At 65.3% G+C, this 21,300-nt stretch carries 16 protein-coding genes; 6 read left to right on the forward strand and 10 right to left on the reverse strand.

Translation table 11 applies throughout. The features are described 5' to 3' along the window. The first annotated feature begins 259 nt into the window (after positions 1 to 259). Entirely contained in the window at positions 260 to 946 is a 687-nt protein-coding gene (locus tag AC1RR3_RS14305; RefSeq protein WP_492823564.1) for a glutathione S-transferase family protein, read from the forward strand. 57 nt (positions 947 to 1,003) lie between these two features. On the opposite strand, the gene AC1RR3_RS14310 is transcribed toward AC1RR3_RS14305, so the two are convergent. The 6 genes from AC1RR3_RS14310 to AC1RR3_RS14335 form a co-directional block, all read right to left on the reverse strand. Further along, entirely contained in the window at positions 1,004 to 3,013 is a 2,010-nt protein-coding gene (locus tag AC1RR3_RS14310) for a HAMP domain-containing methyl-accepting chemotaxis protein (RefSeq protein ID WP_492823566.1), read from the reverse strand. Between the two features lie 417 nt (positions 3,014 to 3,430). Next, a complete protein-coding gene (locus AC1RR3_RS14315) occupies positions 3,431 to 5,440 on the reverse strand; it encodes a methyl-accepting chemotaxis protein (RefSeq protein WP_492823568.1) in 2,010 nt (669 codons plus the stop codon). 272 nt (positions 5,441 to 5,712) lie between these two features. Further along, positions 5,713 to 8,256: an HWE histidine kinase domain-containing protein gene (locus AC1RR3_RS14320; protein ID WP_492823570.1), complete on the reverse strand. Its 2,544-nt coding sequence runs from the start codon at positions 8,254 to 8,256 to the stop codon at positions 5,713 to 5,715. Further along, on the reverse strand, positions 8,253 to 8,837 hold the full coding sequence (locus tag AC1RR3_RS14325) for a biliverdin-producing heme oxygenase (RefSeq protein ID WP_492823572.1): 585 nt from the start codon (positions 8,835 to 8,837) through the stop codon (positions 8,253 to 8,255). The genes AC1RR3_RS14320 and AC1RR3_RS14325 overlap by 4 nt, the downstream gene beginning before the upstream one ends. A 127-nt stretch (positions 8,838 to 8,964) precedes the next feature. Further along, entirely contained in the window at positions 8,965 to 9,105 is a 141-nt protein-coding gene (locus AC1RR3_RS14330) for a YjiS-like domain-containing protein (RefSeq protein ID WP_492823574.1), read from the reverse strand. Positions 9,106 to 9,182: 77 nt separating this feature from the next. Beyond that, positions 9,183 to 9,626, reverse strand: a complete 444-nt coding sequence (locus AC1RR3_RS14335; RefSeq protein ID WP_492823576.1) for a nuclear transport factor 2 family protein — start codon at positions 9,624 to 9,626, stop codon at positions 9,183 to 9,185. 91 nt (positions 9,627 to 9,717) lie between these two features. On the opposite strand from AC1RR3_RS14335, the gene AC1RR3_RS14340 reads away from it, so the two are divergent. Next, a complete protein-coding gene (locus AC1RR3_RS14340) occupies positions 9,718 to 10,632 on the forward strand; it encodes a LysR family transcriptional regulator (RefSeq protein ID WP_492823578.1) in 915 nt (304 codons plus the stop codon). A gap of 202 nt (positions 10,633 to 10,834) precedes the next feature. Here the strand turns inward: AC1RR3_RS14340 and AC1RR3_RS14345 are convergent, their stop codons facing one another. After that, positions 10,835 to 12,118 carry an IS701 family transposase gene (locus AC1RR3_RS14345; protein WP_492823580.1) on the reverse strand — a complete coding sequence of 428 codons (1,284 nt, stop codon included), beginning with the start codon at positions 12,116 to 12,118 and terminating at the stop codon, positions 10,835 to 10,837. Between the two features lie 113 nt (positions 12,119 to 12,231). Beyond that, entirely contained in the window at positions 12,232 to 12,852 is a 621-nt protein-coding gene (locus AC1RR3_RS14350; protein ID WP_492823582.1) for a glutathione S-transferase family protein, read from the reverse strand. 139 nt (positions 12,853 to 12,991) lie between these two features. Here AC1RR3_RS14350 and AC1RR3_RS14355 point away from each other — a divergent pair, with 139 nt between their 5' ends. Next, a complete protein-coding gene (locus AC1RR3_RS14355; protein ID WP_492823584.1) occupies positions 12,992 to 14,269 on the forward strand; it encodes a flavin-dependent oxidoreductase in 1,278 nt (425 codons plus the stop codon). Between the two features lie 201 nt (positions 14,270 to 14,470). Here the strand turns inward: AC1RR3_RS14355 and AC1RR3_RS14360 are convergent, their stop codons facing one another. Continuing rightward, positions 14,471 to 14,893, reverse strand: a complete 423-nt coding sequence (locus AC1RR3_RS14360; RefSeq protein WP_492823586.1) for a PaaI family thioesterase — start codon at positions 14,891 to 14,893, stop codon at positions 14,471 to 14,473. A 52-nt stretch (positions 14,894 to 14,945) separates the two neighbouring features. Continuing rightward, positions 14,946 to 16,064: an A/G-specific adenine glycosylase gene (gene mutY / locus AC1RR3_RS14365; protein ID WP_492824221.1), complete on the reverse strand. Its 1,119-nt coding sequence runs from the start codon at positions 16,062 to 16,064 to the stop codon at positions 14,946 to 14,948. 122 nt (positions 16,065 to 16,186) lie between these two features. On the opposite strand from mutY, the gene AC1RR3_RS14370 reads away from it, so the two are divergent. The 3 genes from AC1RR3_RS14370 (at position 16,187) to smc (ending at position 21,174) form a co-directional block, all read left to right on the forward strand. Continuing rightward, the gene (locus AC1RR3_RS14370; RefSeq protein WP_492823588.1) at positions 16,187 to 16,678 is read left to right on the forward strand and encodes a DUF721 domain-containing protein; all 492 of its coding nucleotides are present in this window, start codon (positions 16,187 to 16,189) and stop codon (positions 16,676 to 16,678) included. A 139-nt stretch (positions 16,679 to 16,817) separates the two neighbouring features. Then, the gene (locus tag AC1RR3_RS14375; protein ID WP_492823590.1) at positions 16,818 to 17,489 is read left to right on the forward strand and encodes a DsbA family protein; all 672 of its coding nucleotides are present in this window, start codon (positions 16,818 to 16,820) and stop codon (positions 17,487 to 17,489) included. Positions 17,490 to 17,706: 217 nt separating this feature from the next. After that, positions 17,707 to 21,174: a chromosome segregation protein SMC gene (gene smc, locus AC1RR3_RS14380; RefSeq protein WP_492823592.1), complete on the forward strand. Its 3,468-nt coding sequence runs from the start codon at positions 17,707 to 17,709 to the stop codon at positions 21,172 to 21,174. The last annotated feature ends 126 nt before the right edge of the window (positions 21,175 to 21,300 follow it).

Consider the following 21,300-nt stretch of genomic DNA (forward strand, 5'->3'; position numbering starts at 1 on the left):
GGCGGCGGCAGACCATTCGATTAGATGACTGAATTTGCATGGACTTATCGATCAGGCTTCTGAAATCCGTGTGTCGTCGACCGGGATCGAGTGCCTGGGAGACGCGAGCGCTGCCGGAATGCGCTTCACGAACACATCACTTGCGCTTTCCCGGCTTGCGCTTCCAGCCGGAGTTCAGGCAAGACAAGGCCCTGGCGGCAATGACGCTGCGCTCGCTCTCGATGAGAGAACTGGCAAGAGGAATTGGGGAGACAGACCGATGCTCAAATTCTATTTCAACGGATCGCCAAACCCGACCAAGGTCGCGCTTTATCTCGAGGAGTCCGGCCTGCCGTTCGAGCCGGTGAAGATCGACACCCGCAAGGGCGAGCAGTTCACGCCGGAATTTCTCAAGATCAATCCGAACGGCAAGGTGCCGGCGATCGACGATGGCGGCACGATCGTTTTCGACTCGAACGCCATCCTGCTCTATCTCGCCGAGAAGACCGGCAAATTCCTGCCCGCCGCCTCGTTGCGCGGCGAGACGCTGTCATGGCTGATGTTCATCGCCACCGGCGTCGGCCCGTATTCGGGCCAGGCCGTGCATTTCAAGCATTTTGCGCCGAAGGACCAGAACCACGACTACGCCCATAACCGCTACCAGTACGAGACCGATCGCCATTACAAGATCCTGGACGGTCACCTCAAAGGCCGCAGCTTTATGGTTGGCGACAGCTATTCGATCGTCGACATGGCGCTGTGGGGCTGGGCGCGGATGGTGCCGTTCAAGCTCGGCGACGACGCCTTTGCGCGATACCCGAACGTGAAGCGGCTGGTCGACGAGATCTCGGCGCGGCCGGCGGCGGCACGCGCGCTCGCGCTGAAGGACAAGTTCGCCTTCAAGGCCGAGATGGACGACGAGGCGCGCGGCAACATGTTCAAGCACATGACGACCAAGGTGGCCTGATCACACCAAGCTGCCGTTCAAGGCCACGCGCATGCGCGTGGCCTTTTGCTTGTGGGCTCAGGCGGCGCGCACCGAGTTCAGGAACTTGCCGACCTCGAGCTTCAACCGGTTGCTGTCGGCCGACAGCGTGCGGGCCGACGACAGCACCTGCGAGGACGCCGAGCCGGTCTCCGATGCGCCATGCTGCACGTCGTCGATATTGGCCGACACCCGCTGCGTGCCCTGGGCCGCCTGCTGGACGTTACGCGATATTTCCTGCGTCGCCGCGCCCTGCTCCTCGACCGCGGCCGCGACCGTCGAGGAAATCTCCGATAGCCGCTCGATGGTGGTGCTGATTTCCCTGATCGAGCCGACCGACTCCTCCGTCGCGGCCTGAATGCCGGAAACCTGCTGCGCGATCTCGCCCGTGGCTTTTGCGGTCTGTTCGGCCAGCGCCTTGACCTCGGAGGCGACCACGGCAAAGCCGCGTCCCGCTTCCCCCGCGCGCGCCGCCTCGATGGTCGCGTTCAGCGCCAGGAGGTTGGTCTGGCCGGCGATCGTGCTGATGAGCTCGACCACGTCGCCGATGCGCGCCGCAGCCTTGGAGAGCTCGCCGACGCGTTCGTTGGTCCGGCTCGCCTGGATCACCGCCTCGCTGGCGATGCGGGCGGATTCCTGCACCTGGCGTGCGATTTCGCTGACCGACGAGGAGAGCTCCTCGGTGGCCGAGGCCACCGCCTGCACGTTGGCCGAGGCCTCCTGCGACGCCGAGGCCACTTCCGTCGAGAGGTCGCGGGCGCGCGTGGCCGTGGTGGTCAGGGTGCCCGCGGACGCTTCGAGCTCGGTCGATGCCGACGACACGGTGTCGACGATCTCGCCCACGGCCCGCTCGAACTCACCAGCCAGATTGTTCATGTCGGCCTTGCGCTGCGCGACTTGCCGTGCCTCGACCTCCACCTGCTCGTGGCGCAGGCGCTCGGTCTCGACCATGCTCTCCTTGAACACCTGGATCGCCTTGGCCATGTCACCGATCTCGTCGCGATTGCCACGGCCGGGAATCTCGACCTTGAGATCGCCACCGGCAAGTAGCCCCATCGCACGGGTCATGGTGGCCAGCGGCCCGGCGATACTGCGGGCGATCAGGAAGGCGACGATGCCACCGAACAGGATCGCAAGGCCGGCGGCGACTTCCTGAATCCAGGTCGTGTTGGCAATGACGCCATCTGCGGCCGCGCGCGACTTCTGGTAGTCGGCCTTCAGTCCGGTTTCCGCAACCTTGAGCTTGTCGACACTCTCGGAGATCAAGGGGGCGATATTGTTGCGGTAGATTTCATCGGCCTGCAGGATGGCGGCGGAGGTCGTCTCGAAGGCCCCCTTGTAGGTCGACAGTGAGCTCTTGATCGGCCCGAACCCGGCCTTGACCTCGTTCGGCAGGCCGGCCTCCTCCAGTGACTTGAGCGCTTGCTGCGCCCGATCGACATTGGTCCTGAAGGTCGCCGGGCCCTTTGTGTCCCGGACGGCGAGGAAGCGCCAGTTTGCGACACGAACCAGCAGGATCCTGGATTCGAGATCGGCGACCGGCGCGGTCACGCTGGTATCGCCGGTTTCACGCGCGGCGTCGACCAGCTTGCCGGTATTGGCGGTCAGCTCATCGCCACCGGCGAGCAGAATGGCCTTGCCTTTCACCGTCTCGTTGACGGCGGCGCCCATGCGCTCGCGCAGGGACTTCATCTTTTCGATGTCGCCGGCGAGGCCGTTATAGATCCTGAGCCGCTCCTCGGAGAGCGTCGATTTGGCCGCGGCCTTCAGCAACTCGGTTGTCGCCACCTCCCGCTCCGCAGCCTCCTTGAAGGCCGGCTCGTTGGCGTCATAGATATAGCGGAGATTGGCGCGCCGGAGCGCCTGGAGGTTGATCGAGATTTCCTGGACGCGGGCGGTGTTGTCCGAGAGTGCGGATAGCCGCGCCATCTGGCCCTGGACCGCCCACAAATTCCAGATCGCGACCGCGGCCATGATCAAACCAACGACCACGAGAACCGAAAATCCGGCGTAGAGACGCCCTCGGATTCTCAAACGCAAGCTCGGCATCTTCACCGTCCATCCATGGCAAGAGAGATGGAGCAGCCGAACGACTCCCCGACGTCGTAGCGGCCACCCGCCCAGCCGCGATCACCTCTCGGAGATTCGCGCTGCACAGCGACACAATGAAGAATACTTCTTAATTCAATGCTGCTTTTGCCTCGCGTCGACTACGGAGGATCGCGCGAACCATTCCGCGAACACGGCCTGCATCGCCAATTCCGCAGTCACCTGAACAGGAATGTGGCAATCAGACTTGTCCGGCATACGGCGCGCGCCGAGGGACACCTCAACATGCACGCTCGGAAAAGCTGCATCAGCAAGATTATCCGGACATCGAGCGGCTGCCCGCGCGATCGAGCTGAAGGATCGCCATCGGTCCACGCGCATGCGTGTGGACCTTTGCTTTTGAAAGGCCCGCGCCGGTCAGGCGGCGTGCACCGAGCTCAGGAACTTGGCGACTTCCTGCTTCAACCGGTTGCTATCCGCCGACAGCGAGCGCGCCGCCGAGAGCACCTGCGAGGAGGCCGAGCCGGTCTCGGAGGCGCCGCGCTGCACGTCGCCGATATTGGTCGAGACGCGCTGGGTGCCGTGAGCGGCCTGCTGGACGTTGCGGGAGATTTCCTGCGTCGCCGCGCCCTGCTGCTCCACCGCAGCGGCAACCGTCGACGAGATCTCCGACAGCCGCTCGATGGTGCCGCTGATCTCCCTGATCGAGCCGACCGATTCCTCCGTCGCGGCCTGGATGCCGGAAACCTGCTGGGCGATCTCGCCGGTGGCTTTCGCGGTCTGCTCGGCCAGCGCCTTCACCTCGGAGGCGACCACGGCGAAGCCGCGGCCGGCGTCGCCGGCGCGTGCCGCTTCGATCGTGGCGTTGAGCGCCAGCAGGTTGGTCTGGCCGGCGATGGTGCTGATCAGCTCGACCACGTCGCCGATGCGGGCGGCGGCCTTGGATAGCTCGCTGACGCGCGCGTTGGTCTTGCTGGCCTGCCCCACAGCCTCGCTGGCGATGCGGGCGGATTCCTGCACCTGGCGGGCGATCTCGGAGACCGACGAGGACAGCTCCTCGGTCGCCGAGGCAACGGCCTGGACGTTGGCCGTGGCTTCCTGCGATGCGGTCGCCACTTCGGTGGACAGATCCTGGGCTCGTGAGGCGGTCGTGGTCAACGTGCCAGCTGAAGCCTCTAACTCGTTCGACGCCGACGACACGGTGTCGACGATCTCCCCGACCGCCTGCTCGAACTGATCCGCGAGCCGGACCATGTCTTTCTTGCGGCTCTCGGCCTGCCGCGCCTCGACCTCGGCCTGCTCGTGGCGCAGGCGCTCGGTGTCGATCATGTTGTCCTTGAACACCTCGATCGCCTTGGCCATGTCGCCGATCTCGTCGGCCTTGCCACGGCTGGGAATCTCGACCGCGAGATTGCCGCCGGCAAGCAGGCCCATCGCGCGGGTCATCGAGGTCAACGGCCCCACGATGCTGCGGGCGATCAGGAAGGCGACGATCAATCCGAACATAACGGCGAGGCCACCCGCGATCTCCTGCACGGTCGTGGTGCCCTCGATCACGGCTTCGGCCTGGCTGCGCGAATCCTTGTAATCCTTCTTCAGGGCACCTTCCGCGACCTTGAGCTTGCCGATGCTCTCGACGATGAGCGGGGCGAGGTTCTTGTGATAGATCTCGTCGGCCTGGAGCATCGCGGCCGACGTCGTCTCGAACGCGGATTTGTAGATTCCGAGCGAGCTCTTCACCGGCGCAAGGGTGGTTCGCAGTTCCGTCGCCTGCGGGCTCTTTTCCAGCGCCGTGAGCCGCTGCATGGCCCTGTCAACATTCGTCCTGAAGTTTGCAGGCCCCTTGGTGTCGCGAAGGGCCAGGAAACGCCAGTTTGCGATTTGAACGAGAAGCAGCCTGGATTCGAGATCCGCGACGAGGGACGCGGTATCTTCATCGACCGCTGCACGCGCCGTATCGACCAGCTTGCCCATCTTGACGGTCAACTCGTCGCCACTCGGCAGCAGCGTCGCCTTGCCCGTTCTCGCCTCGTTGACGGCATCGCCGAGATTGTCACGCAGGGTTTTCATCTTGGCGATGTCGGCGATCAGATCGTTGTAGAGTTTTCGTCGCTCCTCCGAGGCCGTGCCGTTCGCGCCGACCTTCAACAGCTCGGTCGCCGCAGCCTCACGCTCCGAAGCCTCCTTCATCGCAGGCTCATTGGCATCGTAAATGTAACGCAAATTCGCGCGCTGGATGGCCTGGAGATGGGTCGAGATCTCCAGCACTCGCGCCGTACTGTCTGAAAACGCCGAGGCCCTTGCGACCTGATCCTGCACGGACCGCAGATTCCAGACGGCGACCACCGCCATCACGAGACCAACCGCCACCAGGGCCATGAAGCCTGCGTACAGGCGCCCCCTGATCCGCAAACGAAACTTCGGCATTCCCACTGTCCACCCAGATGCATGTGAATTCGAGCGGCCGAACGTCCGGCGATCGTCATCGGCCACCCCGGCAGCCGCGAGCCGTCTCTCGGCGACTCCCGCTGCACTGCGGCACAATGGGGGACACTTGTTAATTGAACCTTCAAATTCTTCGCGCGTGCGCGCATAGGCCCGCACAAGATCTGCTGATTTTATCGGCAGCTGCGCAAGGTTTTGGCGCAAGTCCCGCAGGCGCATGCAGATTGCTGCATGGGGCGCCCGATGGGCGTTTGTCAGGCGCTCGCCTGCGTCATTTTGCCAAGCGCGTGCTCGACCACTTCCAACGTGTAGGGCTTCTGGATCACCGGCGCCGAAGCGAGCTCCGCCGGAATCGGCGCGCGCTCGCCATAGCCGGTCGCGAAGATGAAGGGCACGCCGATCTCCTTCAGCTTCATCGCCACCTTGATGCTGCTCTCATTGCCGAGATTGAGATCGAGCAGGGCAAAGCCCGGACGCGTGCGCTCGATCGATCGCAGGGCCTGGTCGACGGACGCAGCGGTGTCAACATGGCGGGCGCCGAGGTCGAGCAGGATGACCTCCGCGGCCATCGCGATGATCAGATTGTCCTCGACGATCAGCGCCGTGTCGGAAATCCGGGAACGGGCAGCTTGCTGCTCCTCTACGCGCATTTTGGCTCCTGCGATTGACGGCACCAGCTCGACGAAGTTGGGGGGAATGACGAATTTTGCCTGGACGCCCAACAGGTCGAAGCGGATCTCGGCCTCGCCCTTGAGGTCGAACGGCACGGAGCGCTCGATGATGGTGGTGCCGAAGCCGCGGCGGGAGGGCGGCTGAACCGGGGGGCCGCCGCTCTCCTTCCACTCGATCTCCAGGCTCGAATTGGGATCGAGCCGCCAGACCACCTCGACCTGGCCGGTGGAATCGGCGAGCGCGCCGTATTTGGCGGAATTGGTCATCATCTCGTGCACGACGAGGGCCAGCGTCGCGAATGCCTTGGGATCGAGCGCGACATCAGGCCCGCCGATCTTCACGCGGTCTGCGCGTGCGCCGAGATAGGCGCCGGCCTCGGATTCGACGAGCGTGCGCAGCGCGACCGGCGCCCAATTGAGGTTGGTGATCTGGTCGTGGGCGCGCGCCAGGGCCTGGATGCGGCCACCGAGCACGCTGGCGAACTCCTCGACGCTCCGGGCGGTGTCCTTGCTTTGCGCCACCAGCGCACGGACCAGGCTCAGAATGTTGCGGACGCGATGATTGAGCTCGGCAATCATCAGCTCCTGCCGCTCCTGCGCGCCACGGCGCTCGCGCGCGGCAAGGTCCGACAGCTGCAGGATGACCTCGAGCAGGGTGACGCGCAGGCTCTCGGCGATGCGGATGTCGGCCGCCGACCACGGCTTTGACTGTCCTGCCACCGTCTCCTGCCACAACTCAAAGCTCTTGCGCGGAGTGAGGCGCGGCCCGTTCGGCCCTTCCTCATAGACCTTGTCGGGAGCACCCGCCCATGCCACCGAGCGCACCACCTCGCGCCGGAAGAAGATCAGGCAGTCGCGCGGGGTGCGCGAGATCGGGATGGCGAGAAAGCCGGCCGCGCGGTCACGAAACACCTCGCCGGCCGCATAGAGCTTGGCGATTTCGGCACTGGCACAGATCCGGCCGGGCGATGTCCGGTTGATGAAGGCGACCAGATCCTTCACCTCGTCCTCGGTCGGCGTCTCGCCGTCGAGCGTAATCCTGTTGTCGGACCAGACCGCCACGCCGTCGCAGGCGATCATCTTGCGATAGTCGCCGACGAAGTCGACGATGGCGCGCCGGCTGTGCTCGTGCATCGCCGCAGTCTCGATCAGCCGCTCCTGGATTTTCTGGGCGCCGGATTCGTAGGCAACGTCGCCTTCGCGCTCGCGCCCTTCCACGATCCAGGAGAACATCTGGCCGAACAGCTCGGAGGCCGTGCGCTTCTCGAACGAGATGTAGCGCGGCGAATAATGGTGGCAGGCGAACAGCCCCCACAGCTTGCCGTCGCGCAGGATCGACACCGACATCGAAGCGCCGACGCCCATATTGCGTAAATATTCGATGTGGATCGGCGAAACCGAGCGCAGCACGCTCATGGAGAGATCGAGCAGTCCCGAGTTATGCGTGGCGGTCGACAGCAGCGCGGCCGGCTTCTGGTTGATATCGGCGATGATCCGCAGCCAGTTGCGCTGATAGAGGATGCGGGCCTGCTTGGGGATGTCGGAGGCCGGATAATGCAGCCCGAGAAACCGCTCGAGCCCCGCCTCCGCAGCCTCCGCGATCACCTCGCCCGATCCGTCCGGGTGAAACTGATAGACCATGACGCGGTCGAAGCCGGTCAACACCTTAAGCTGGCGCGCCGCCTCGCGGGCAAGCTCGGTCATACCGCGCGTCTTGCGGATCCGATCCAGCATCAGCCGGACGAGTTCGCCGGAATTGACGCCGGGCTCGCTGACGCTGGGCTCGGCCTCGACGACAAGATAGGCGCCGGAAAAATGGATCGAGAGATCGTAGAGCGGCTTGCCGGCCTGAAGCTCGACATCGAACAGGCGTTCGGTCGCGTCGGGTCCGCTGAGATGATCAACGCGGCTGCGGATGGTCTCGACCGCAGTGTCCGAGATGATGCGCGACAACGGCTGCTGGAGCAGGTCGGCAACATCGGTGCCGAGGAAACTGCCGACATTGTCGGATGCCATGCAGATCGTGAAATCGGAGAGCACCGTGAGCAGGAAGCCGAACGGCTGGACGCTGCCGGGAATGTGGATCGGCTCGCGATCGCAATTGGTGAGATTGACGGCCTCGTTCATGCGTAGTCCGCCGCCTGCTCGAACGCGGCGAAAGCGCTGCGCGCCGCCTCGATCGCTTCGTCCTCGTCGCAACTCTCGTCACTGGCGAGCTTCGACAGAAAACTCTGCCAGAGCCGCTGGCCGGTGCCATGCCTGAGATAGGCGGTGGCTTCACTGATGCGCGGATCGGCCGAAGCCGCGACCGTCTTGAGCAGGAATTTCGCCCCGAGCCGGGAGCCCTCCAGCACATACATGGTGCCGAGCACGCCGCTGCGCGTCAGCGGCGGCACGGATACGGTCGACTGCGCGTCCCGGCCAAGCCGCTCGAGATCCGCAGCAATCGCGGCACTGCGTGCCCGCTCCGGCCAGTCCGGAAACATCCTGGCGACACCGGCCGCGACGAGCGCCGCTTCGAGCGGGAGAAGAGCACCTGCGCTGGCTTGCAGAAAGCGACGATAGCCTGAGAAGACGGTGAGATCGAACGCGGAAAGTTGCGCATCGAGCTCCCGGTGCGCAGCCGCAGTCGCCTCTCTCAATCGTTCACGGCGTCCGGAAGAGTTGCGGCCCACATGTGTCGAAACGTCCGTAGCCCCAGCCAGCATAGAATTCCCAACATGCGCATGCCGGGGCGCAATTGCCCCAGAGCCGAGGGAACGCCGGCGGAAACCTAAAGGTTCCGCTGGGGCCTAAAAAATGGGCGGCGAGGCCATGTGCCCGCCGTTCCGTTCTCTATTTTTGCCAGCGAGGCTGATAAAGCTCGTACGCAATCTCCGACCGGGTGATCCCGCAGTCCTGAAGCTCCCGTTCGGTCATGGCGGCGAGATAATATCGGGCCCGGCCCCGCTCACGCCTGATACGGATGATCCCCACCAGCGTCCGCCACGCCTGCGCGACAATCGACAGCTTTGACCGACAGGCTCGGTCGGTGGACGCGACGTCGAACCCGATCAGCCGGCGGCCCTCACGGGTGTTTGTGGAAAAGCACCCAGCGCCTTCTCGGTCAGGATCGAGTCGCAGTATTCCCGGATCTCCTTGATCTTGCCGTCCTCCAGACGAAACACCAGGCAATAGTCGTTGTCGTAGCGCACGCCCTCAGGCGTGACGTTGTCGCCCTTGGCTTCCACCACGACGATGTCGCCATCGGCGATGAAGCGGTGGGCGACGGTGCGCGTCCGGTCGCGCAGGCGGGTGCGCACATAGCCGTGCAGATCGCCAAGGATCGCCTCCTTGCCGGTGAAGGTGCGCGACCAGGAATACTGGCCGGTCACGACCCATCTGGCATCGTCGGCAAGGCTTGCGGTGAACAGAGCGCGGTCGCGCGCGGCCGGGTCGGGGTTGGCGGCGGCGGCGAAAATGTCCTGCATCAGTTTCTTGTTGGCGCTCGCGCTCATGGCGGCATCTCCTTGTGGTGGCAACACGGAGATCATCGCCGCCGGATGAGAATTCTTCAAATCGATAGCGAATATGATATCTATTCACCTCATGAATTTGAACTCGCTTGATCTCAATCTATTGACCGCACTCGACGCGTTGCTGCGCGAGGCCAATGTCAGCCGCGCGGCCATGCGCATCGGCCTGTCGCAGCCGGCGACCAGCCACGCGCTGCAACGCCTGCGCGACATCTTTGGCGATCCGCTGCTGGTGCGGACCGGCGCGCGCATGGAGCTGACGCCGCGGGCGCAGGCCCTGCGCGCGCCACTGGCACAGGCGCTCGATCAGGTGCGCGGGCTGTTCGTGCCTGACGATTTCGACGCCGCGCGCAGCGAACGGGCGTTCCGGCTGATGATGCCGGATCTCGCGGTCGAGCTGCTGATGCCGCCCCTGATGGAGAAGGTCACGCGCCTTGCGCCCAATGTCCGCATCGACGTGGTGCCGTGGCGGGGACCCGCGATCTTCCACGCCGAATTCGCCCGCACCATCGACCTCGTGATCTCGATCGGCAACGCCTTCAAGGGCTTTCATCGCCAGCTGCTCTACACCGACAGCGACGCGCTGGCTGTGCGGCGCGGCCATCCCATGGCTGCCAAGCTGAAGCGGCGCGAGGCATTTCTCGCCGCACGCCATGTCGGCGTGAACATCCGCGGCAATGCTGAGGATCTGATCGACACCTGGCTGCGCGGCAAAGGCGTCGAGCGGCACATTGCGCTGGTGGTGTCAGGCTATCTCGAAGCGCTGCACGTGGCAGCACGCACCGACCTCGTCGCCTTCGTGCCGCGCCGACTGATCGCGGCGCTGTCGAAACAGCTCGGCCTCGTCACGGTGACGCCGCCGCTCGACCCAGGGATCGACGAGCAGTTCATGTTCCATCCGACGCGGGCACAGATGGACCCGGGCTCGATCTGGCTGCGGCGGCTGATGCTGGCAACGGGGCGGGAGTTGGAGAAGAACAGGTCGTAGGGTGGATTGGCCGAAGGCGTAATCCACCCCTGTTTGTCTCCGCAGAAACGAAGGTTGGTGGGTTACGCTTCGCTAATCCTACTGCGTCATGAGCGACTTTGCCGCTGGGAAAGCGCCGCAGCAAGGGCATCTGATGATGGTTTTGCTGAGCGCGCGGATGAGTCGCCTGCGTACGGTTGCGATCGAGTTCGGTATGTGCCGTTCAGGCCGCAACGGCAGATCCTCTGGGTCGATAATCGTCGGGTAAGCCAGGGACCTGGAGCAAGGCGGCGGCACGAGGTCCTGAGGGGGGAATCGTCGCCTGTTCGGCGATGAGGAAGCCATAGGCCGCGATGCACAGGGTTGCGTGGTGATGGAAGCCGCGCCAGCCGCGTCCTTCGTAGTGACCGAGCCCGACCTCCTGCTTGAGTTCCTGATAGTCACGCTCGATGCGCCAGCGCAGCTTGGCCAGATCGACGAGCTGCGTGAAGTCGATGTCCTCCGGCAGTGTGGCGAGCCAGTATTTGGTCGGCTCTGCTTCGCCCTCCGGCCATTCAATGAGCAGCCACTCCGGCGACAGCTTCTCGGGAATCAGCTTGTTATATCCGACGCGGACGCGCGCACGCGCAAAGCGCGAGGACAACTGCTCGGCTGAGCCTTCCCGCCACGTCACCGTGCGCCAGGCACTCTTCGGCAGAGCAAGCATCACTTCCTTGGCCGAGATCAGATCGGGCTCATCGCGTCGGCCGGTATTGTTCAGCGGCTTGTCCATGCGCCGCGGGCCGGTGCCAGGCCGCCACATCAAGGTGTTCGGCAAAATGCCGACCACATACGGCACGCCCAATTCCGTCATGCCGGCGCGCAGCCGCGAGTCATTGCCATAGGCCGTGTCCATCAATGCGACGCCGCGCGGCAGGCCGCTCTCGCAGGCCCAGCTTATCTGCTCCAGCGCGACCTCCGGCTTGGTCCTGAACCTGATCTCCTTCGGAACGTCCGCCTCCTTCCGTCGGGCACGGTCCTTGGTCCAATCCTGCGGCAGATACAGCCGATAGGTCACCGGCAGGCTGGCAGAGTGATTGGCGATCGACAGCGATACCGCGACCTGGCAATTGGCCTGCTTGCCGAGCTGGCCGCAATATTGATGGTGCACACCGACCGAATGCTTGCCTTTCTTTGGGAACGACGTGTCATCGATGATCCACGCCTCAATCGGTCCATTCTTCTCGATCGCCGGCAGCACAATCTCGCGCACCTTGGCCAGCACATCTTCGTCCGACCAGCATGCATTCCCGACAAAATGGAGTAACGATTGATGCTGGGCTGCCGTCCGCGCCGGAGCCGTTCGCGCCGCCATCGGCTCTACGCTCTTGCGCTCGCCGGGCAGCACCAGGCCCGTGCAATAGTCCCGCAGCTGCCTCGTACGCCTCACGTGACCGATTGCGCTCGAAAGCTTCTCGACATAAGCCGCAAACCGCGCTTCGACTTCCCTCTGATCGTTGAGACTCATCTGGCCCTCCATGTGCCAAATTCTGAATCTCTACAGATACTTGATTCTTACACCTCAGCCGGCGCGCCAAATTGACTCAGTAGGACTAACCCACCCTACGAAGCCGGCGAGCCCTACGCCTTCTGCGCGTCCATCACCTTGCGCACCGCCGGGCGATCCGACATCCGCTTGAAATGATCGGCGATCTTCGGCGTCGCATTGATGTCGACGCTGTCGCCTTCGAGCCAGTGCGAGAGCGTGTGCAGGTAGGGATCGCAGATCGTGAACTGATCGCCCATCACCCACGGTCCTTTAAACATCTTCTGTTCGATCAGGGCGAAGCAGGCGCTCATGGTTTTCGGGACCATCGCCTTCATGTCGGCGAACGAGCTCTCCTGCGTCGCCCAGCGCGCGCCGCGCATCTTGTGCGCGTGGTTGATGTGCACGGTCGAGCAGAGATAGGAGTTGAACGATTGCACCTGGGCGAAGTCGAAGGGATCGTCGAGCGGCGCGAGCTTCGCCTTGGGGAAGATTTGGGCGATGTAGGCCAGCATCGCCGGCGTCTCGGTGAGGACGCCACGATCGGTCACCAGGGCCGGCACGCGGCCCTTCGGGTTGATCGCGAGATAGTCCGGGCTGGTCTGCTGGTTGTCCTTGAAGCTCAGCCGTTCAGCCGTGTAGTCGGCGCCGGCCTCCTCCAGGGTCATGTAGGTGGCGAGGGCGCAGGTGCCGGTGGCGTAGTAGAGCTTGAGCATGTCGGACCTCATGGGAAAACTGGAAATTAGCGACTGTCGTCCCTGAGGTCTATAGCACGACATTCTACGTACTTGCTCTTCGCAGTTGCCCACATCCGCCCGCCTGTGCCAAGACGCCCGCAGTCGGAGGGGTCTTGTCATGACGGTACTCATCGCCGGTGGCGGCATCGGCGGGCTGACGCTTGCGCTCAGCCTGCACGGAATCGGCATTCCCACGAAAGTGTTCGAGAGCGTCGCGGAGCTGAAGCCGCTCGGCGTCGGCATCAACGTGCTGCCGCATGCGGTGCGCGAGCTGATCGAGCTCGGCCTGATGGACAAGCTCGATGCCTGCGGGGTGCGGACGGCCGAGCTCGCCTATTTCTCCAAGCACGGCAAGCCGATCTGGAGCGAGCCGCGCGGGCTGGAGGCCGGCTACAAATGGCCGCAATTCTCGATCCATCGCGGCACCCTCCAGCAGCTCCTGCTCGACACCGCAATCGAGCGGCTCGGCCGCGACAACATTTTGACCAGCCATCATCTGACCGGCTGGACCGAGACGGGAGGCGGCGTGCGCGCCGACTTCATCGACAAGACAAGCGGCAAGGCCGCCGGGACCTACGAGGGCGCGATCCTGATCGCCGCCGACGGCATTCATTCTGCCGCGCGAGAAAAGCTCTACCCGGACGAAGGCCCGCCGATCTGGAACGGCCGCATCCTCTGGCGCGGCGTGACGCCGGCAAAGGCCTTCCTCACCGGCCGGACCATGATCATGGCCGGCCACGAGATCCTGAAATTCGTCTGCTATCCAATCAGCAAGGCGCCGGACGCGGCGGGCAACCATCTGATCAACTGGGTTGCCGAACGCCACATGCCGCCGACCTATCAGTGGCGCCGCGAGGACTATAACCGCACCGCGCGGCTGGAGGAGTTCCTGCCCTGGTTCGAGAGCTGGCAGTTCGACTGGCTCGACGTCCCCGGCCTGATCAGGAACTGCCCGCACGCCTATGAATATCCGCTGGTCGATCGCGATCCGGTCTCGCAATGGACGTTTGGCCGCGTCACATTGATGGGCGATGCCGCGCATCCGATGTATCCGATCGGCTCGAACGGCGCCTCGCAGGCGATCCTCGACGCCCGCACCGTCACCCGCGAGATCCTTGCGCATGGCCCGACGCAGGCCGCCCTGCTCGCCTACGAGGCCGAGCGCAGGCCCGCGACCACCGATCTCGTCCTGCTCAACCGCAAGAACGGCCCCGAGCAGGTGATGCAGCTGGTCGAGGAGCGCGCGCCGGATGGCTTTGCGGTCGTCACCGACGTGCTGTCGCAGCAGGAACTGGAAGACATCGCCGGCAACTACAAGCGCGTGGCGGGATTCCAGGTCGAGGCGCTGAACGCGAAGCCGCCGATCGTGAGCAGGGATGCGCGCGCGACGACGTGAATTTTCGCACGAAGCGAGATGCACGTTAATGTGCCCTCGCCCCTTGCGGGAGAGGGCAGCGACGCCGGTAGAGGCGGGCTCACTCCGGTGAGGGGTCTGTCTCCGCGAGTCCAACTCGCACTCGAATTCGCGGAAAGAACCCCTCATCCGGCGCTTCGCGCCACCTTCTCCCACAAGGGGAGAAGAAGCAACCGCGGCTGGCTATTTGCGCACCGCGCGCGCCGCTTCCAACAGCCGCTCACTCGCGCTGGCCGTCGCCAGCACCGTGCCGTCTTCCGCCATCAGCTTGCCCTCGACGAAAGCAATCGTCCTGCCCAGCTGGATCACCATCGCCTCGCCGATGATCGGGCCGGGCTTGGCGGGGCTGAGGAAATTCACGGTCATGCTGATGGTGGTGGTGTAGAGCCGGCCCTCGCTCATCACCAGCACCGCCGGGCCCATGGTGTCGTCGAGCATGGCCGAGAGCATGCCGCCCTGGATGAAGCCCGCCGGGTTGCAGAATTCGGGCTTGCCCTCGAAGCCGAGCCTGATCCAGCCCTCCTCCGGACGAGCATCGAGCAGGCGCCAGCCCAGGAGTTCAGCACAGGGCGGCCTCTTGAAGTCGTCGAGCGCGGTCTTGATCATCGGGGAGCCTCCGTGTCGCCCGTGTTAGCGCAGGCCTGCTGACAGCATGGTGTCAGGAGGATGCCGCCGGCGAGAGGCCCAGCGCGTGCGCGATCACCTTGCGCATGACATTGGGCAGCGCTTCGTCGGCAAGGGTCGCGATCGGTACCCAGCGCATGCCCGCGGGGGCGCGCGTGCGGGCTTCGGCCTTCGCCGTGTAGACCACCAGTTCCAGCGGAAAATGCGTGAAGACGTGGGTGACGACTCCCACCTTGCGCTGCCAGCGCGACAGCCCCTTCAACTCCGGCGCCTGCTGTTTCGCCGTCGCGTCTTCTTGTCCGGCGAGCCAATCCGAGCCGGGCACCTCGGTCATGCCACCGAGCAGGCCCTTTTCGGGCCGAGAGCGAACCAGCAGCTCGTCGCCGCGCGTGACGACGAAGGCTGCTCCCCGCCGCAGCGTTCCGGTCTTCTTCGGCGCCTTGCGCGGGAACGTCTCCTGGGTGCCTTGCACACGCGCGGTGCAATCCTCGTTGAGCGGGCATAGCGAGCAGGCCGGCTTCTTCGGCGTGCAGATCGAGGCGCCCAGATCCATCAGCGCCTGCGCACTGTCACCGGCACGGGAATCGGCCAGCAGCGTCGCCGCCAGTTGCTGGATCACCGGCTTGGCCTGCGGCAATTCCTCCTCGACCGCAAACAGGCGCGACACCACCCGCTCGATATTGCCATCGACCGGCATGGTGCGGCGATCGAACGCGATCGCGGCGATCGCCGCCGCCGTGTAGGGGCCGATGCCCGGCAGCGCACGCAGGCCTTCTTCGGTATCGGGAAAGGTGCCACCATGGTCGCGCGTCACCGCGACGGCGCAGGCGTAGAGATTGCGGGCGCGGGAGTAATAACCGAGCCCGGCCCACATCCGCAGCACGTCGTCCTGCGAGGCCCGGCCAAGCGCCGTGACATCAGGCCAGCGCGCGACGAATTTTTCGAAATAGGGCCCGACCGCCTTCACCGTGGTCTGCTGGAGCATGATCTCCGACAGCCAGACGCGATAGGGATCCGACGTCTCGCCGGGCGCGGCGCGCCATGGCAAACGACGGCGGTGGCGATCGTACCAGGCGAGCAGCAATGTGGGACGCGATGACGTTACCGGCGGCGCTGGTTCCGACTTGGCCTTGAGGGCGGATTTCGGGCTCATGCGGCTACTGTAGCGGCGCCGCACCGATCTCTCCACGCCATGCCGGCGCTCTTCGCGGGCATCCACGTCTTTCTTCGCGGCGAAGAGCCTGCAGGCCGCGCCGCGGAGTGCTATAAGGATCCATGTCCAAATTCCCTCCCAAGCCCGGGCCCATCAGCGCCAAGCCGCTCGGGATCCTGCTCAACGATGTGTTTGCCGAGGCCTATGCCAAGCAGGGTTTTGCGGCGCGCGAGCTGGTGACGCGGTGGGCGCAGATTGCCGGGGCGGAGATTGCGGCCCACGCCGAGCCGCTCAAGATGCAATGGCCGCGGCCGGTCGAGGGCCAGCCGCAGGAGCCGGCAACCCTGGTGCTGCGGGTCGAGGGGCCGATGGCGCTGGAGATCCAGCACTCCGCCGACGTCATCCTGGAGCGGGTCAACCGCTTCTTCGGCTGGAGCGCGGTCGGCAAACTCGCCTTCCGCCAGGCCCCCCTGTCGCGGCCTCCGGCCCGGAAACGGCCAGGCCCGCCGGACCCGAAGGCGGTCGCCAAGGTGGCGGAGAGCCTCGCCGATATCGAAGATGAGGAATTGAAGACGGCACTGGCGCGGCTCGGGGCCGCCATCAAGCGAAATTGAGCCTCATTTGGCGGCCAAACTGGACCTGTCCTGCCGCTCGCCATTGCCTCAAACGACGTTTCAAGCTAGCGACAGGCCGCCCAAACGGGAACTTCGATAAGGACCTCAGGGCGAGTCCACGCCAATTCGGGAGCCGACCTTGATCATCACCCGCCGCGCCTTCAACACGATGCTGTCGCTGACCGGGCTCGCCGCGGTCGCCGGGTTCTCGCCGCTGCGGTTCATCTCGGAAGCCATGATCCCTGAAGCATCGGCGCAGGCCGCCGGCGACGTCGCCAAGCCGGTGTCGCTGCCCGACATGGCGCTCGGCCCCAAGGACGCCGCCGTCACCATCACCGAATTCGCCTCGATGACCTGCCCGCATTGCGCGGCCTTCAACGAGCAGGTGTTTCCGAAGATCAAGTCGGAATACATCGACACCGGCAAGATCCGTTACATCTTCCGTGAGTTCCCGCTCGACATCAAAGCCGCCGCGGGCTCGATGCTGTCGCGCTGCATCGCCAACGGCGACGCGCCGAAATACTTCGCCGTCACCGACATGCTGTTCCGCCAGCAGAGCGACTGGGTGGTGAAGAACACCACGGAGACCCTGACGCGGATCGGCAAGCAGGCCGGCCTCACCCAGCAGCAGGTCGAGGCCTGCCTGAAGGACCAGGCGCTGCTCGACAAGATCGCCGCCGACCAGAAATACGCCAGCGACATTCTCAAGGTCGATTCCACGCCGACCTTCTTCATCAACGGCGAGAAGATCAAGGGCGAGGCCTCGTTTGAGGAATTCGCGAAGAAGATCAATCCGCTGCTGAAGAGCTGATTCGCTCGTCAAGATCCTGATTCGCATCTCGAAAGCCGTATCTTTCCCGGCATAAATCCCTTGGGAAAAGCGGCTTTCGCCGGTTGCCCTCGCGGCGCGCCGCGGCCATTGTCCAGCCGCATGAGGCGCCTCGCGCGACTCGCCCGGATAGTGACACTGCCTTCCATGGTATTGTCCCGGCAGGGGGATTCGCGCCTGCCAACAGAGATGCGTGCTTATGAAAATCACCCGCCTGCGACTTCACGGCTTCAAGTCCTTCGTTGAGCCCACGGACTTCGTCATCGAGCCCGGCCTGACCGGCGTGGTCGGACCCAACGGTTGCGGCAAGTCGAATCTCGTCGAAGCGCTGCGCTGGGCGATGGGTGAAACCTCGTACAAATCGCTGCGCGCCGCCGACATGGACGCGGTGATCTTCGCCGGCTCCGGCAACCGTCCCGCGCGCAACCACGCCGAAGTGACGATGACGATCGACAATGCCGATCGCACCGCGCCTGCGGCGATGAACGACAGCCAGCTGCTCGAAATCTCCCGCCGCATCGAGCGTGAAGCGGGTTCGGTCTATCGCATCAACGGCCGCGACGTCCGCGCCCGCGACGTGCAGATCCTGTTCGCCGACGCCGCCACCGGCGCGCGTTCGCCCGCCCTCGTCCACCAGGGCAAGATCGGCGAGATCATCCAGGCCAAGCCCGAGCAGCGCCGCCGCGTGCTGGAAGACGCCGCCGGCGTCGCCGGCCTGCACGCCCGCCGCCACGAAGCCGAGCTGCGGCTGAAGGCGGCCGAAACCAACCTCACCCGCGTCGAGGACGTGATCGGCCAGCTCGCAGGGCAAATGGAAGGCCTGAAGAAGCAGGCCCGCCAGGCCGTGCGCTACCGCGAGGTCGCGGCCAAGGTCCGCAAGGCCGAAGCCACGCTGTTCCATCTGCGCTGGATCGGCGCCCATGCCGACGTCAACGAATCCGGCCAGACCCATGATCTCGCGGTGCGCGAGATGGCCGAGCGCACCCAGCACCAGGCCGAAGCCGCCCGCATCCAGGCGATCCGCGCCGCCGAAATGCCGGCGCTGCGCGATGCCGAAGCCCGCGCCGCGGCAGGCCTTCAGCGCCTGACCAATGCCCGTGAGTTGCTCGACCGCGAGGAAGAGCGCGCCAAGGAGCGCGTCGCCGAGCTCGAACGCCGCCTCGCCCAGTTCGAAGGCGACATTTCCCGTGCTCAGCAACAAACCATGGATGCCGACGTCGCGCTGCAGCGGCTCGACAGCGAAGATGCCGAGCTGAAGGAAGAGATCAAGTCGCGCGTCGAGAAGCGCTCCGGCGTCGACGAGCGCGTCAGCGAAGCCGAGGCGGTGCTGACCGAAACCGAGCAGCAGTTCGCCGAGCTCACCACCGCGCTCGCCGACCTCACCGCCAAGCGCAACCAGCTCGAAGCCAACGTCCGCACCCATCGCGACAAGCTCGCCCGGCTCGACCAGGAAATCACGAACGTCGCCGCCGAAGAGCAGAAGCTTGCCGATGAGACCGGCGGCTTCGGCGATCTCGACGAGCTGACCGCAACGGTCGAGACCGCCGAGCAGACGCTGGCCGCTTCCGAAGCCGCCGCGCAGGCGAGCGAAGCCGCACACGTCGCCGCCCGCCAGACGCTGGAATCCTCGCGCTCGCCGCTGGTCGAAGCCGACAAGCGCGTGCAGCGGCTCGAGACCGAGGCGCGCACGATCTCCAAGATCGTCAATGGCGAGACCAAGAATCTGTGGCCGCCGATCATCGACGGCATCACCGTCGACAAGGGCTTTGAAAAGGCGATCGGCGCAGCCCTCGGCGACGATCTCGACGCGCCCGTCGATCCGTCGGCGCCGATGCGCTGGACCAATGCCGGCGCGGTCACCGATGGCGATCCGGAACTGCCCGCAGGTGCCGTCCCGCTCGCGAGCCACGTGCAGGCGCCCGCCGAGCTGGCCCGCCGCCTGGCGCAGATCGGCGTGGTGCCACGCGAGCGCGGTGCCGAACTGGTCTCGCAGTTGAAGACCGGCCAGCGGCTGGTCTCGCCCGAAGGCGACGTCTGGCGCTGGGACGGCTTTGTCGCCGCCGCCCACGCGCCGACTGGCGCCGCACGGCGCCTTGCCGAGCGCGCCCGTCTCGTCGACATCGAGAACGAGCTGGAGCAGGCCCGCATCGACGCCCAGATCAAGCGTCAGGCGCTGGAGAATGCCGAGGCCGAGCTGCAGATGGCCGCCAGCACGGAAGGTGCGAGCCGCGAAGCCTGGCGCGCCGCGCAGCGCGAGGTGAACGTCGCGCGTGAGCGCCATGCCACGGCCGAGCGCGAGATCGGCCGCCACGCCGCGCGCAAGGCGACGCTATCGGAAGCGCACAGCCGCCTCGCCGCCGACCGCGCCGAGGCCGAGGCTGCCTACGAATACGCCGAAGCCGGCATCACCGAACTGCCGTCGAGCGAGGACACCGAGACCCGTCTCGCCGCCGTCCGCAGCGACATCGAGGGCCATCGCCGCATGGCCGCCCAGGTCCGCGCCGAGGCGCAGGCGCTGGCGCGCGAGGCCGAACTGGCCGACCGCCGCGTGCAGGCGATCCTCGCCGAGCGCACCGAGTGGGCGAACCGCAAGGAGAGCGCGGCCTCCCACATCGACACCATCCAGACCCGCATCACCGAGGTCTCGATCGAGCGCAGCGACCTCGAAAACGCGCCGGCCGTGTTCGCCGAGAAGCGCAGCGCGCTGATCACCGAGATCGAATATGCCGAGAACGACCGCCGCATGGCCGCCGACGCGCTCGCCACCGCGGAAACCGCGATGGCCGAGACCGATCGCGTCGCGAAGCTGACGCTCGAAGCACTCTCCAGCTCGCGCGAGGCCACCGCCCGCGCCGAGGAACGCATGGAAGGTTCGCGGCGTCGGCTCGAGGACATCGAGCGCGAGATCCGCGACATGCTGGAAGTCGAGCCGCAGGCCGTCGTCGGCCTCGCCGAGCTCGAGCCCGGCGCGGAGCTGCCGCCGCTGCACGACATCGAGGAAGACCTCGAAAAGATGCGCCGCGATCGCGAGCGCCTCGGCGCCGTCAACTTGCGCGCCGAGGAAGAGCTGCGCGAGGTCGAAACCCAGCACACCGGCCTGGTCACCGAGCGCGATGACCTGGTCGAAGCCATCAAGCGGCTGCGCCAGGGCATCCAGAGCCTCAACAAGGAGGCCCGCGAGCGGCTGTTGACCTCGTTCGAGGTCGTCAACAACCACTTCAAGCGCCTGTTCGTGGAGCTGTTCGGCGGCGGCGAGGCCGCGCTGCATCTGATCGAGAGCGACGATCCGCTCGAAGCCGGTCTCGAGATCATCGCCAAGCCCCCCGGCAAGAAGCCGCAGACGCTGTCGCTGCTCTCGGGCGGTGAGCAGGCACTGACCGCGATGGCGCTGATCTTCGCGGTGTTCCTCACCAACCCCTCGCCGATCTGCGTGCTGGACGAAGTCGATGCACCGCTCGACGACCACAACGTCGAACGCTACTGCAACCTGCTGCACGAGATGACCAGTTCGACCGACACGCGCTTCATCATCATCACGCATAACCCGATCACGATGGCGCGGATGAACCGTCTGTTCGGCGTCACCATGGCCGAGCGCGGCGTCTCGCAGCTGGTGTCGGTGAGCCTGTCAGAGGCGGTGGACATCCTCGACCAGAACGTGGCGTGACGCTGTAGTCCCGCCGCACCCATTGACGTCATCATCCGCGAAGGCGGATGATCCAGTACGCCGCGCTGTCTTGGTATAACGGCGTCGTCTCGGAATACTGGATGCCCCGCTTTCGCGGGGCATGAC

The organism is Bradyrhizobium sp. GW821-FHT13H05, assembly GCF_058804065.1.